The following is a 14,448-nucleotide window of genomic DNA, read 5'->3' as shown; positions in this document are numbered from 1 at the left end:
TGAGTTCTTTTTTGCGGAACGCCGATTGGTGTTATTTGAAGTCGCTTGCCCAGGAGGGAAATCCATGCCGGTTTTTACCCGCGTGTCGGCATTATCATGCCGCAGAACGTATTGGCGGAAAGCGGGCGCGCTGCTGCTGTTAGGTTGTTTACTGGTTATGCCTTCGCTTCACGCGGCCTCTTTGCCCTACCTTTCAAAACTCACCGCCGCCGCTCCGGCGACACCAGCGGCACCGGCCGCCGCCGCGCCCTCCGCCACCAACGTCAACCCGCCGAGTCCGGCGGATGAAAAAGCCGCTTACGCCGCCCTGGCGGATATCCTTAATAACGACGCCGCCCGAACAGAGCTTATCAAACAGCTGCGTGCCGCCGCCCAAGGCCAGCCCAGCCAGGCCGCCCCCTTACTGGCCCCCGCTGATGAAGAAAAGGACACCCCGACGCTATTGGACAGCGTAACCGACATTACGCGCTTTTACAGCCACGCCCTGGCGGCGAAGCTGAACACCTTAAGCAAAAATATCACCTCGGCGCCACAGCATACGTTTAACCGGGCGGTGTTTATGCTGGCCTTGAGCCGGTTCGCTCTGTTGTCCGTCGCCACCTTCGCCTTTTATTTTTTCTGCCGGTGGCTCGTTACCCCGCTGCTGCACCGGCTGGGCCGGTGGGGTCATACTGCCAATGATAAATATAAAAGCGGCGTAAAACGCATATCGGCGGTATTCGGCGCGTTTGCCGTGGAAATGATCATTTTGTTGGCGGCGGTTATGCTCGGGCAGTTTCTGACGGAGTATCTGAACGCGGACAGCCGGACCATTGCCCGGCAGTTAAGTCTGTTCCTCAATGCCTTTGCGGTGATGGAGCTGTTCAAGACCTTGCTGCGAATGATTTTTTGTCCGCGCTATCCCGAATTGCGGCGCTTGCCGATGTCCGATAAAAGCGCCCGTTATTGGAATCATCGGCTGAGTCTGGTGAGCGGCTTTATCGGCTACAGCGCCATGGTCATCGTGCCGATCATTGCCAATCAAATCAATACCCAAACGGCGGCGCTGGTGAATTTTATCATTATGCTCGCCACCACCGCCTATGTGCTCTGGCTGATCGTGCGCAATAAACGCAATATTCAAAAGGAACTGGAGCAGTTTGCCAACCGCTCGCTGGCTTTCTTCAGCGTGTTTATCCGTGCCTTCAGCCTGATTTGGCATTGGCTGGCGGTGGCATATTTTGTCATGCTGTTTTTACTGACCCAGTTCGACCCTGGCAATAGTCTGAAATTCATGGTTACCGCCACGGTGAAAAGCCTGATGATCATCAGCGTGGGGGCGCTGATCTCCGGATTATTGACCCGCTGGATTTCGCGGCATATCACCCTCTCGCCGGATGCCCGGCGCAACTATCCGCAGCTGCAGCAGCGACTTAACGTTTATGTCTCCAGCGCGCTGAAAATTTGCCGGGTGCTGGTGGTATTTGCCGTGATGCTGCTATTGCTGGACGCCTGGCATTTGTTCAACCTGCGCAACTGGCTTACCGGCGATTTCGGCGCCCGCATCGTGGACGCGCTGCTGCGGATTTTCATAATCCTGATTTTTTCAGCCCTCGGCTGGACCTTGCTGGCCAGCATTATCGAAAACCGGCTGGCCACCGATGCCCACGGCCGGCCCCAGCCCAGCGCCCGGACCCGCACGTTGTTGACGCTGTTTCGCAATGCCCTGTCGGTTATCATCAGCACCATTACCATCATGATCATCCTTTCCGAAATCGGCGTGAATATCGCTCCGCTGCTGGCGGGCGCCGGCGCCCTGGGCCTGGCCATCAGCTTCGGCGCCCAGACGCTGGTGAAGGATGTTATCACCGGTGTGTTTATCCAATTTGAAAACGGCATGAATACCGGCGATCTGGTGACCATCGGCGATATTACCGGGGTGGTGGAAAGAATGACCATCCGTTCGGTGGGCGTACGCCAAGATACCGGCGCCTATTTCATCATTCCTTTTTCATCCATTACCACTTTCGCCAATTTTGTGCGCGGCATCGGCTCATTCGTGGCCAATTATGATGTCAATCGCGATGAGGATATCGATCGCGTCAACCAGGCGCTGCGGGACGCGGTGACTGAATTGATGAGCAAAGAGGATATTCGTTCCATGGTTATCGGCGAGCCCAATTTCGGCGGTGTGGTGGGTTTAACCAATCAGTCCTTTACCGTCCGGGTATCTTTTACCACCCAAGCATTGAAACAATGGACGGTGAGATTTACTCTGGACGGTCTGGTGAAAAACCATTTTGAAGCAGCGGGTATACGGCCGCCCTATCAGGCGGTGCAAATCATTTCCGCCGCCGCGACGCGGAATAATGTCCATGAAGCGGCCAATGATGGCCTGCCGCCCCCCGCCCCTAACGCTTAACAAGCAGCACACCTGGAGTAAAGATGAATCAACCAGAGTATCATTATTACGAACCCAGACAGGGACACGGTCTGGCGCACGATCCGCTGAATTCCATTATCGCCCCCCGCCCCATCGGCTGGATAGCCTCGGTTAATCCCCAGGGGCAGCGTAACCTGGCGCCGTACAGTTTTTTTAACTGTTTCAACTATCATCCGCCCATCATCGGCTTTTGCAGCGTGGGGTGGAAAGACAGCGTGGCCAATATCAACGCCACCGGCGAATTTGTCTGGAACCTGGCGACCCGCCCGCTGGCGCAGGCCATGAATGAAAGTTCGGCCTCGCTGGCCGCCGGCGAGGATGAATTCGGTTTTTCCGGGCTGACGCCGGTACGAGGCACTCGGGTCGCCGCCCATAGGGTGGCGGAAAGCCCGGTGAATTTTGAATGCCGGTTATCGCAAATCATCCGGCTGCTGGACGCTGAGGGTATGCAATTGGAAAGCTGGCTGGTATTGGGTGAAGTGGTGGCGGTGCATATCGATAAAGCTTTGATTGACGAGCACGGCGTCTACCAAACCACCGCCGCCCAGCCGATTTTGCGCGGCGGCGGGCCGAGCGCTTATTACGGCATATCCGAGCAGCAGCGCTTCGATCTTATCCGGCCCGACGACAGGAAATAGCCAGCCATGTTCGTTCAAATTTTCTGACATATTTCGTCAATAATCGCCACGGAAAAAAATACCTGATGGGCGTAGTATAAGCATTCGTTATGGTATAATTTACAACGTGATTATTATGAAACTTAGATTTATCGCCGCCCTGCTCGCGATTTCCAGCGCCGCCGCCTATGGCGCTCCGGCGTATCGGCTGCCGGATATGCCGCGCAACCCGCGCACCGACAGCGCCTGTATCAGCAAAACCACCGCCGACACGGCCGGCAGCTGTCCGCGCCAGGTATTTGTGCCTGGGAAAAGCCAGGCGATGGAGGGTTACAGCCCGGTTTATCATAAAGACTAAACGGCTATAATCCCATAGCGATGCGCCCGTTTGGGGTATCGCATCGCGCCATCTCCCCACCCTTACTCTACGGACTTCTTTATGCGGATGCGGTCTTGGGACCATATTCCCGCCGGATCGTCTCGGCAAACCGGTGGCACATGTCTTCATCGCTGCGGGCATTGGACGCCAGTACCCGCTCACCGTCGATAATGGTTATCCGCGCGTCGAGGTTAAAATCGGCCGCCGGCTGCGCCCGTTTTTCGCTCTGCGCAATGCTCATTTGCGCCTGCTGCCAGGCCTCCTCCACCGTTTGATTGCAGCTTTGCGCCAGATAGGCCGGATTAAAGCCCTCGCCGGTCAGGCTGCGCAGGGTGTCGTCGTGGGTCACGCTGTTGCCCGGCTGCCAATAATGGCGGGCCAGATCCGGACCGATGGCGGGATTGTCGGTGAGATAGCCGTCGCGCTGCAGGAAATAATGCCGGGTCTGTTCCACCGCCATCAGCGCCAGCAAATAGCCCTGGTAGGAACAGGCCGACTCCTGGGATAACAAATGGGGTATGGCCAGCAGCGGACGCGGGCTGCCGCTGATGCCGAGAATTCGCTGCTCGCACTCCCGCGCCAGCCGGGTAATCGCCTCCGGCGTCAGCTGTTCGTCGTCCCATTGATAAAGGGCCCATTCGAAATAGGGCACCAGCAGAATATGACGTTCATTGAAGGCCCGCATCGGCTGCCGGGCGGCGATGAGCGCCTGGATCAAGCTATCCGGCGGCGGCGCGCCGTTGCCGTTGCGGGCATAGCGTTTCAACCAGTCGGCGTCATCCAGCAGGCTGTCGCAAAACATGGATTGCGTTTCGGCATATGCCATGGAGGTGGGCGGGAACTCCTGGGAAAAACAGGGGGCATTCTGCCGGATATTGGCGAAATGCGCGGCGTGGCCGCCTTCATGAAACAGCGTATTGATGCCGCTGATGCCGCTGCCCACCTGGTCCGGCTTGGCCAGGCTGGTGAAGTTGATGCGGGCCGGGATCCACGTTTCATGCTGCCGGAACGGCGGCACAGGTCCGTGCATAAAACCGTTTTCATATTTGTTTTTACGCACCAGCAGATCAAGCTGCAGCTGCGCGCCGTTGAAACCGATGTGCAGCCGTTTGAAGCTGTCGACCCAACGCCGCAGGGACTCGGCAAACGGCAGGTAGGGATCGAGCTGGCGGGTCACATCGCCGGCGGTGGCATAACGGATATTCCAGGGCGCTAACGCATCCTGGCCTTTCTCCTCCGCCAATTGCCGCAGGCTGCGCAGGTTGGCTTCCCGGGTCTGCTGTTCAAAAGAGTCCAGAATGGCGAACAGCTGCTCCGGCGTCATCTGCTCGGTTTTATTCACTTTATAATCAAAGTAGTTCCGATAGCCCATCTGCCGGGCAAAGCGATTGCGCAGGCGCACCAGGGTGGGGAAGCCGTTATGCAGCAGCCACTGCTCCAGCTCCCGCAAGGCCTGCTGCGAACTTCGGCGATAGGTTTCATCGGCGTTGTTGGCCTGGTTGGTCAGCAGTTCGCCCAGGGTCGCCGGCACGCGTTCGCCCTGGTCATTCAGGTGGGTCAGCTGGAAGGTTTTGCGCCGGGCGTACAAATCGTTTTCCGCCGCGACAATATCGTCCATCAGGGATAACGCCTGGTCATCTTCAATGACATTGCAGTCAAAAAAACGCGCCCAGCCGCGCAGGCCGTGCAGCAATTCATCTCTCTGGCTGCTTTCGGGCGAGCGTTCCAACCATTCGATTTGCGCCCGGATTTGGGCGGGGCGCTTGGGGTCGGCGATAAAACGCTTGTAGGCCTGTTCCGCCCGTTCGAACCGCGCGGGCACATCATCGCCGCCGGTGGCCATATAATTTTGCCAGAACAGGTCCTCTTTGGTTTGATGGACCGCCAGATAGTCGCGATTCAGCGCGTCAAAATAATCAATCACTTGCTGCATGATATACTCTCTCAGATTAGCCTCGGGGGCGGCTGAATACGCCGTCCACATAGTCCAGACCCTGCGCCATGGATAACGATCGCCCGGTGGCCGCCAGACAGCAGGCCAGCTGCAGCCGGATCGATTGCGGCAGGGCAAACTCGCCGCGCAGGCAGGCTTGCGTCCAGCGGGCGGTAGCGGCCGCGTCCCGATCGGCGGGCAGCGCTTCCAGCGGCGGCAAAGGATATAACGACGGGTCAAGCAGTAATTGCTGTTCACCCTGGTACAGGCCGAAGATTTTACTCAGCCGCTGCGGGTTGGCGTAAGATTCGCCCTCGGTGCCGTTCATCAACAGGGCGCTGCTGTTGATGGCTTTGAAAAAGTCGCCCACCCGCGTGATATATTCGGGATGGGAGACGCTGGCCAGGCGCCAGTGCAGGTGATGATGGAAGGGGGTGGCCAGTTTCGCCAGGGTATGGGCGCTGTTCCTGACCCCCATGCGCCAGCGCAGCTTAAGCTGGCCGTCCAGCGCCGGGCAGAGCAGGCGGATCGGGATAAATACCGGCTGCCGCCCCATCACCAGCGCGCTTTGCGCCCCGGCCTGGGATTCCTGCCAGGGCACGTCCAGCGCCCGGAAAATTTCCGCGCTGGTGACCCGTCCCGGATCCTCGGTCACACCGTGCACCACCACCGGAAAATCGAGACGGGACAGCGCCAATGCCAGCAAAGGGGTCAGATTGGCCTGCTTGCGCGCGCCGTTATAGCTGGGAATCACGATGGGAGGCGGCATATCCGCCGGCGCCTGCAGGGCCATGACCCGTTCTTCCATCGCCTGGTAAAACCCCAGCATTTCCCCTTCGGCTTCGCCCTTGATGCGAAAGGCAATCAGCAATCCGCCCAGCTCCAGCTCCGGCACCTCTCCCGCCAGTATGGCGCGGTACAGTTCAAAAGCCGTTTGACGGTCCAGGTCGCGGGCATGGTTTTTTCCGCGCCCTACTTCTTTGATGACTTTGCTAAAATCCATAACCGATGGTGATCCGCCCTTGATATAGTTTCACTTCCGTCTCGCCGCAACGCCGCCGGGTTTACATCCGACTACCTGCCGGGGCGGGCGTTGAGATCCGTGTCAGGACGAGCATAGTCACAGACGGGGCCTTTTTTCAATCGGTTCTGCAGGAATGGGCTCTTCCGGCATCGAACGCTGCTCGATGGGAAATACCGGCAGCGCCGCCAGTAACCGCGCGCCGTAGGATTTGGTCAGCAGGCGCCGGTCATAAATCACGATTTCGCCGGTGCACGCATGGCTGCGGATCAGGCGACCCACCTGCTGGATCAGCTGGAATGAGGCGCTGGGCAGGCTTTGTACTTCAAACGGGTGCCGTTTCTGGCTTTTAAGCCACTCGCCCTCGGTGAGGATCACCGGGCTGTCGATAGGGGGAAAGGCGATTTTGTGGATATGGACCTGCGTCAGCAGTTCGCCTTTGAGATCCAGCCCTTCGGCAAAAGACTGCAGCCCCACCAGAACGCTGGTTTTGCCCTGATCCACCCGTTTGCGGTGTTCTTCTATCAGACGGTAGCGCGGCTGATCCCCCTGGACCAATAACAGCAGCCGCAGCTCCGTCACATGGGTCAGGAACGCCTGCATGGCGCGGTGGCTGGCAAACAGCACCAGAATGCCGTGATGCCGCCCCATGGCCAGCTCGCCGCGGAAAAAACGCGCCATTTCCGCCAGATGCTCTCCTTCCGTCGCCATTACCGGTTCGGTGAGCATCCGGGGGATCACCAGCTTGCCCTGGTGACGGTGATCAAAGGGCGAGGCCAGAGTGACAAACCGGTCGCCGGCCCGCTCCTGCAGGCCGCTAAGCTCCTGCAGCCGGTCGAAACTGTTCAGGGATCGCAGCGTGGCGGAGGTCACTATCGCGTGGGGGATCTTCGACCAGAGCAGCTTTTCCAACTGGTCGCTCACCCGAATGCCGACGCAGTGCAGATAAACATGGGCGCCGTTGTCGAACATTTCCCGGGTCAGCCATTTGGAAATGGGGGCGTTGGAGGCTTTCTCCTGAGCCGCCAGTTTCCATAACCGGCTGGTGGATTCCCAATAGCCGAGGATGCGGCTGGTGTGCAATAGCGCCTGATGCAGCCTGACGATATCTTGCTTGCCGGTCTTTTCGCTCAAATCGTTTAGGAAAAACTCCGCCAGCATGCGCAGCGCATCCGCCAGCTTATATAAACGGGCGGCGGCCTCCCTCATTTCTTCCGGCAGTTGGCCCATGGCGAAACGGTATTCGCCCGCCACGCTGTCGCGGGGCAGAAACGCTGTTCCCTGCCGTTCAAACTGCAGCGCCAGTTCGCGAATTTCATCGCAATGATTCTTCAGCCGTTCGCTCTCGCTCAACAGCGGCGGCTTGGCGGGTTTGAACTGCGCCAGCGTCTGTTCGGTCTGGCGCATAAACTGGTCCAATTGATGGGCAACGAAGCCTGGGGTAATTTCGCCGGACATTTCCAGCGCATCGCGGGCCACATCGGGCAAATGATGGCCCTCATCCAGCACCAGCAGCATATCCCTGGGGCCGGGCAGCACCGATTCGCTGTCCAGGGCCGCCATCACCAGCGCATGATTGGCCACCACCACGTCGGCGTGCTCAATTTCCTTGCGGGCAATGAAAAACGGACAGTCGCGGAAATAATGGCAATTACGTCCGAGACAGTTCGCTTTGTCGGTGCTCAATTTGTTCCATAAGGGATCGTCCACCGAGCGGGAGTAGTGATCCCGCAGGCCATCCCAGGCAAAGCCGGTGAGCGCCTGCTGCATTTTTACGCATATCGCCTGTTCCGCCCCGCTGGCCGGCGCCAGTTCGTCATCGAGAAACAGTTTTAAATCGCCTTGGAAAACCGCATCGGCGGCCATCGCCGCCAGATTGCGCGGGCAGACATAGCGCCGGCGGCCGAAGGCAGCGGTAAACTTCAGGTCGGGAATCAGCTTTTTCAGCAGCGGCAGGTCTTTATTGAAAATTTGATCCTGCAGCGCGACATTGGCGGTGCTCACCACCAGCGGTTTTTCTTCGGCACGGCCTATGGCGATGCCTGGTATCAGATAGGAGAGGGTTTTCCCTACCCCGGTGGGGGCTTCGATCACCAGGTGGCGTTCGATATCCCCCGCCAGCGCCCTGGCCACTTCGGCGATCATCTGGCGTTGGGGGGTACGGGATATAAAATCCGGTATATGTTTTTGCAGCGCTTTATACCAATCGTGGATTTGCGCTTTGGCGGCGACGGACAGCGGCATGGATTACTATTTTCCGAGTGCAGGTATGGCTATTGTCACACAGACCGCACGCGGCGTCAGCCCGATACTGGCTATATCTTCAGGGGGCATCGCAATTTGGATAGCATAAAGACGGCTAGGGTGACCATTAACACCCCCGGTCCATGCCAAGGTGTTAGCGGGCTTACCGTGCTGTGGGGCGCTTGTATCGGGGGCGGCAGGCTTTATAATGGTCGCTTGCCCCGCATTAAGGAAATGTATGAATTTCACCAGAGCCGTCGTTTTCAGCGTGATATCCCTTATGGCCCTCGGCGGTATCGGCGGCGTGATGCTGGCGGGTTATATCATCATCGTTCATAGCTGACGGGCGCGCCCTAGGGGTGGCGTAGGGCCGCCAGGGCGCGTTCGAACAGCATGTCGCTTATGATGGCCAACAGCGCCACCAATATCGCGCCCTGGAGCACATAGGCGGTGTTAAAGCCGCTCAGGCCGATGATGATCGGCGTGCCGAGGGTCTTGGCGCCCACGGTGGAGGCGATGGCGGCGGTGCCGATATTGATGATAACCGAGGTGCGGATACCGGTGATGATCACCGGCGCCGCCAGCGGTAACTCCACCCGGGTTAATATTTGGCGGCGGGTCATGCCGGCGCCGGTGGCGGTCTCAAGGATGGAATCCGGCACCGATTCAATGCCGGTGATGGTGCCCTGTACGATGGGCAGCAGACCGTACAGCACCAGGGCGATAATGGCCGGCTGTTCGCTGAACCCCATTACCGGCACCGCAACAGCCAACACGGCCACCGGCGGAAAGGTCTGGCCCACCGCCACTACCGTCTCCACCAGCGAGCGGAATTCAATACCCGCCGGGCGTGTTACGCCGATGCCGGCCCCCACGCCGATAAGCACGGCGATAACGCTGGATATCAGCACCAGCTGCAGATGCGCCCAGGCCAGGGAGGCAAAACTGTCCTGCAGATATACAGGACGATCGAGAGCCGGGAAAAGCCAGGCGAACAAGCCATCCAGTCGCGGCATGCCGAACATCAGGCCCAGCAGCAGCAACAGACACCATAACAGCGGATCAGTGAGTATCCGGCGCGGCATCGGACGCCTCCTCCCCGGTGGGGTTAACCAGGTCGCCCATATGCAGCACGCCCACCGCGTTGCCTGACGCATCCACCACCGGCAATCGTTCGGTCCGGCGGGCCACGAATTCCGACAGGGCTTCCCGCAGGGTCATATCGGCGGGAATGCCCTTCCCCTCCAGCCGTTCTCCTTTATGGGCCCGATCTCCCGCCGCTCCCAGCCCCAGCAATTTGATGCCGATATCGTTCTGGCCGAAGAAATGTCGCACAAAGGCATTGGCCGGCTGCGTCAACAGATGACGAGGGGATCCTTGCTGGACAATTTTGCCTTGATCCAGCAGCACGATGCGATCCGCCAGGGCCAGCGCTTCGTCGATATCGTGGGTGACCAGCACGATGGTACGGCCGGACAGTTGATGGATGCGGGCAATTTCCAGTTGCAGCGCGCCGCGGGTGACCGGGTCCAGTGCGCCGAACGGCTCATCCATCAGCAGGACTTCCGGATCGGCGGCCAGGGCGCGGGCTACCCCAACCCGCTGCTGCTGGCCGCCGGATAATTGATGGGGATAACGGCCGCGAAATTGCGCCGCGTCCAGATGCAGCAGCTCAAGCAGTTCAGTCACCCGATCGCGTATTTTTCCCCGGGGCCATTTCAGCAGTTGCGGCACGGTGGCAATGTTCTGTTCCACCGTCCAGTGTGGAAACAATCCGATGGACTGGATGGCGTAACCCATGCGGCGACGCAGCTCCTGCGGCTTGAAACTGTGGATTTCATCACCGGCGAACAGGATTTTCCCCCGGTCGTGTTCAATCAGGCGATTAATCATTTTCAGCGTGGTGGATTTGCCCGAACCGGAGGTGCCGATAAGCACGGTAAATTCACCGGCGGCAATATTCAGATTCAGATCTTCCACCGCCGGCTTGCCGTGGAAATATTTGCTCACCTGCTGAAATTGGATCATTGGCGCACCTGGTGAAGAAATGAAACGATCAGTTTAAACAGTTGATCCACCACCACCGCCAGGGCGATGGCCGGGATAACGCCCAGCAGCACCAGTTCCAGGGCGCTGCTGAGCAACCCCTGGAACATAAGGGCGCCGAAACCGCCGGCGCCGATTAACGCCGCCACCATGCCCATGCCCACCGTCTGCACCGCGATGATACGTATCCCGGACAGTATCATCGGCAGCGCCAGCGGCACCTCCACCCGCAGGAAAATCTGCGGGCGGGTCATGCCCATGCCGAGAGCGGTTTCAATCACCTCGGCGGGGACCTGCTGCAAACCGGCGTGCACGCTGCGCACCAGAGGCAATAACGCATAAAGCACCAGCGCAATCAGGGCCGGCGCCAGGCCGATTCCGCCGATGCCCGCGTCCCGCAGCCAGGGCCAGGCGGCGGATAATCCGCTTAAGGGAGCAATCAGCAGGCCGAACAGGGCGATGGCGGGAATGGTCTGGATAATATTCAGGGTGGAAAACAGCGCCGGCCGCCAGCGGGCCGAGTGATGGCAGGTAAAACCCAACGGAATGCCGATGAGTATGGCCGGCGCCAGGGTACCGAACAGCAGGGTCAAATGCTCGCCGAGGGCCGCCTGGAAAACCTGCTGGCGATTGGCGTACTCTTTGAGCAGCGACAGCTCGTCCAGACGACCGGCCATCAGCAGCAGCGCCAGCGGCAGCCAGAGCTGCGCGTTGGCCAATACCCGCAGCGCATGGCTGGCCGTGGCCCGGCCAATGGCATCCGCGGCCATCAGCAAGCACAGCGCCGCCATCAGCCAGAATCCGCTGCCGAAGGAGGTGCGCACCAGATAACCGCCCTGTCCCGCCAAGCGGGCCGCCGTGCTCCCCGCCAGCGCCACCAGGCAGAACAGCAGCAGCTCCGCCAGTATCGTCACCGCCACCGAGAGCGGCCGGGACGGCGTGATAAAGCACAGGGCGCCGGCCAACAGCGCCGGTACCGGCAGCCAGAGCCAGTAGCCGGTCAGCAGTTCTTCCAGGCCGATGCCGCGGCCGGACATCAGGCGGTTGGGGGCATAATTGACAAACGGCAGCAGCAGCCCCGCCGCCAGCAGCAGTATGAACAGCGTCAGCAGTACAGGATTTTTAACCAAAATACCCTTTTCTCCCCGGCGCCCGGAACCGGATTATTTTATCAGTCCTTTCTGCTTGAGGTAATCCGCCGCGACCTTGCTGGCGTTTTGCCCCTCAACCGCGATACTGGCATTCAGCTTTTGCAGCGTTTGCGTATCCAGCGAGGCAAAGACCGGTTTTAGCCACTGCGCTATATCGGGATGCTGTTTTAAAACCGACTCGCGAATGATGGGGGTCGGCGCGTATATCGGCTGTACGCCGTCAGGATCGGCCAGGGTATGCAACCCCAGGGCGGCCACCGGACCATCGGTGCCGTAGGCCATGGCGGCGTTGACGCCGGAGGTCTGTTCCGCCGCGGCTTTCAGGGTGACCGCGGTATCGCCGCCGGCCAGGGACAGCAGCTGATCCTGCTGGAGTTTGAAATCATAGGTCTTTTCAAACGCCGGCAAGGCATCGGGACGCTCGATGAATTCAGCGGAAGCCGCCAGCTTGAACTTGCCGCCGCTCTTGAGATAGCGGCTTAAATCGCTAAGGGAATCGATATGCTGTCCTTTCGCCAAATCCTCGCGGATAGCGATGGTCCAGGTGTTATTGGCCGGCGACGGATCAAGCCACACGATATGATTTTTATCGTAGTCGAGCTTTTTGACTTTTTGATAGCCGGCATTGGCGTCTTTCCAGGCCGGGTCTTTGTCATCATTGAAAAAGAACGCGCCGTTGCCGGTATATTCCGGATAGATATCAATTTCACCGGAAGTAATGGCGCCCCGTAACACCTGGGTGGTGCCCAACTGCGATTTATTGATGGTTTTGACACCGTGGGATTCCAATACCTGAACGATGATATTGCCCAGCAACGAGCCTTCGGTATCTATTTTGGAACCGACACGAACCGGTTGATCCGCCGCCTGCGCGCCCAGAGTCATGCCCAGCATGATAGCGGCGAGGCCGAGTAAACGTCCTTGATGAAAGATAAGGGCCATAAAGAGGGTTCCTATAAGTTTATTATTTGGGGTATATGTAACTGAAATAATAGTTCATATGTGAATTTATTCACCCAAAAAGAATGTATAAGAATAGAACCTTTTGCAGGATACAAAAATGGCGGAACTACCCGGCATGTCTTAAACGCAGGAACTCATTAAAATAAGGAGGAATGTCGGGCAGCGTGAGCAAAAACCACGGAGTGAACAGCGCCGGGTCACGCTGGGTTTCCGCCAATAGCGCCGTTAACGGCTGATAGCGGTAGGCCATGGCCTCGCCGGGATTAAGTTTCGGCGTCTGCCCGCTGATGCCGAAAAAGACGTGCCCCAACTCATGCTCCACCAGGCCGTTGGACAGGGGCAAACGGTACTGCAGCGTAAAGATCGGCGTCAGGGCGCAATTGAGCCCCATCTCCTCATAGAGCCGCCGTTGCGCCGCGGACGCGGTTTCCTCGCGCGGCATGGGATGACCGCAGCAGGTGTTGCTCCATAATCCGCCGCAGTGATATTTACTTTCGGCCCGCTGCTGAAGCAGCAGATCGCCTTCGGGATTGAATAAATAGACCGTCACGGCTCGGTGCAGCAACCCTTCCCGGTGCGCTTTAAGCTTTTCCATGCGGCCCACCGGCTGATCCCGCTCATCCACCAGGATGACTTCAGTAAATGCCATAACTTAATGCCTCGGTGAATTTTTCTGCCTTGAGTTTATCGGCGCAAAAATAAAAAATCTGCGGCCAAACGGCAGAATAGTTCAAAAAACACGCTTTCCTGGCAATGATACCGGTTTTATTTAACCTCTGTTTAACTAAAAGCAGCAGTTAGGATGTTAGGCCGACACGCGCCATGGCGCGATGCCGGGCTCCGTTGCGTACCGCCCAGCGTAAAACCCATGCCAGCAGGCGTACCGGGGGATCGATAAGCCAGGGGCCGCCGGGGGTGCCGGCCAGCTGCATCTGGCCCCTGGCCCAGTCCGGCAGGAGATCAATGCCGGCGCGCATCATCAGGCGTCCCATCGGTCCCGCCAGGCCGCCGGGCAAAGACGCGTTCAATAACAGGCGGGTCACCTCGCGGGTTCGCTCGTCGCAGCGCAGCGCCGGCCGCATTTTTTGCAGATACAGCGCCACATCCCGCCGGTTATCGGGGATATCCGCCCCCCCCAGCGCCTCGGCGACCCGCGCCGCTTCCCGGTAATACCGGTCCTGTTCACCGGCGCCGAGGGCCGGGTTACACCAGCGCAGGTGAGCGCAGAGAAAGCTATGGGCTTCGGCGACATGCACCCAGGTGAGCAGCGCCGGATCGCTGGCCCGATAGGGAACGCCGCGGCTGTCCACGCCGCTGACGCGCTCATGGATTCCTTTCACTTTTTCAATCAGCCCCCAGGCCGCCTCATGGGGCCCGAAGCTGGTACCGGAGATAAATTGCGCGGTGCGCCGCAGCCTGCCCAACATATCCTCGCGGAAATTAGAGTGATCCCAAACCCCCGCCAATGCCGACGGATGCAGCATTTGCAGCAGCAAGGCGCTGATGCCGCCGCACATCATCGAGGTGAAATCGCCGTGCACCTGCCAGACCACCGAATCCGGACCATAGAGCCCAGGATCTCCCGCCGGATGGGAAAAATCGATATTGCCCAGGGCCACGCCGCTGACCCCAAGCACCTGTTTTTCAATCAGCAGACGCAACCGCTCCATCT

General features: G+C 58.9%; 12 protein-coding genes. 3 read left to right on the top strand and 9 right to left on the bottom strand.

The annotated features are described in order from the left end of the window. Positions 1-157: 157 nt before the first annotated feature. The 3 genes from ybiO (at position 158) to ACL2XJ_RS15780 (ending at position 3,397) form a co-directional block, all read left to right on the top strand. Positions 158-2,401: a mechanosensitive channel protein gene (ybiO, locus tag ACL2XJ_RS15790; protein ID WP_413726903.1), complete on the top strand. Its 2,244-nt coding sequence runs from the start codon at positions 158-160 to the stop codon at positions 2,399-2,401. A 23-nt stretch (positions 2,402-2,424) separates the two neighbouring features. Beyond that, positions 2,425-3,060, top strand: a complete 636-nt coding sequence (locus ACL2XJ_RS15785) for a flavin reductase family protein (RefSeq protein ID WP_132922699.1) — start codon at positions 2,425-2,427, stop codon at positions 3,058-3,060. Positions 3,061-3,175: 115 nt separating this feature from the next. Continuing rightward, a complete protein-coding gene (locus tag ACL2XJ_RS15780) occupies positions 3,176-3,397 on the top strand; it encodes a hypothetical protein (protein WP_132922700.1) in 222 nt (73 codons plus the stop codon). 79 nt (positions 3,398-3,476) lie between these two features. Here the strand turns inward: ACL2XJ_RS15780 and ACL2XJ_RS15775 are convergent, their stop codons facing one another. From ACL2XJ_RS15775 to ACL2XJ_RS15735, 9 genes are all read right to left on the bottom strand, one after another. Further along, on the bottom strand, positions 3,477-5,351 hold the full coding sequence (locus ACL2XJ_RS15775) for a M3 family metallopeptidase (protein WP_413723758.1): 1,875 nt from the start codon (positions 5,349-5,351) through the stop codon (positions 3,477-3,479). Positions 5,352-5,367: 16 nt separating this feature from the next. Next, positions 5,368-6,354: a DNA-binding protein YbiB gene (ybiB, locus tag ACL2XJ_RS15770; protein WP_413723757.1), complete on the bottom strand. Its 987-nt coding sequence runs from the start codon at positions 6,352-6,354 to the stop codon at positions 5,368-5,370. Positions 6,355-6,471: 117 nt separating this feature from the next. Next, complete coding sequence (gene dinG / locus ACL2XJ_RS15765) at positions 6,472-8,616, bottom strand: ATP-dependent DNA helicase DinG (RefSeq protein WP_413723756.1); 2,145 nt, start codon at positions 8,614-8,616, stop codon at positions 6,472-6,474. 353 nt (positions 8,617-8,969) lie between these two features. Beyond that, on the bottom strand, positions 8,970-9,701 hold the full coding sequence (locus ACL2XJ_RS15760) for an ABC transporter permease (protein WP_413723755.1): 732 nt from the start codon (positions 9,699-9,701) through the stop codon (positions 8,970-8,972). Continuing rightward, positions 9,679-10,644 (bottom strand): ABC transporter ATP-binding protein, encoded by a 966-nt coding sequence (locus ACL2XJ_RS15755; protein WP_413723754.1) that lies wholly within the window; start codon positions 10,642-10,644, stop codon positions 9,679-9,681. The genes ACL2XJ_RS15760 and ACL2XJ_RS15755 overlap by 23 nt, the downstream gene beginning before the upstream one ends. Continuing rightward, positions 10,641-11,795 carry an ABC transporter permease gene (locus tag ACL2XJ_RS15750; RefSeq protein WP_413726902.1) on the bottom strand — a complete coding sequence of 385 codons (1,155 nt, stop codon included), beginning with the start codon at positions 11,793-11,795 and terminating at the stop codon, positions 10,641-10,643. The genes ACL2XJ_RS15755 and ACL2XJ_RS15750 overlap by 4 nt, the downstream gene beginning before the upstream one ends. Positions 11,796-11,825: 30 nt before the next feature. Then, the gene (locus tag ACL2XJ_RS15745; protein ID WP_413726901.1) at positions 11,826-12,707 is read right to left on the bottom strand and encodes an ABC transporter substrate-binding protein; all 882 of its coding nucleotides are present in this window, start codon (positions 12,705-12,707) and stop codon (positions 11,826-11,828) included. Positions 12,708-12,882: 175 nt separating this feature from the next. Further along, entirely contained in the window at positions 12,883-13,425 is a 543-nt protein-coding gene (idi, locus tag ACL2XJ_RS15740) for an isopentenyl-diphosphate Delta-isomerase (protein WP_132922707.1), read from the bottom strand. Positions 13,426-13,573: 148 nt separating this feature from the next. Next, a complete protein-coding gene (locus ACL2XJ_RS15735; RefSeq protein WP_413723753.1) occupies positions 13,574-14,446 on the bottom strand; it encodes an oxygenase MpaB family protein in 873 nt (290 codons plus the stop codon). Between the last annotated feature and the right edge of the window lie 2 nt (positions 14,447-14,448).

The sequence above is a fragment of the Sodalis sp. RH16 genome (assembly GCF_047324245.1).
GTDB lineage: Bacteria > Pseudomonadota > Gammaproteobacteria > Enterobacterales > Enterobacteriaceae > Acerihabitans > Acerihabitans ligni.
Note: the sequence above shows the minus strand (reverse complement) of the source record. Positions and strands in the feature narration are given on the sequence as shown.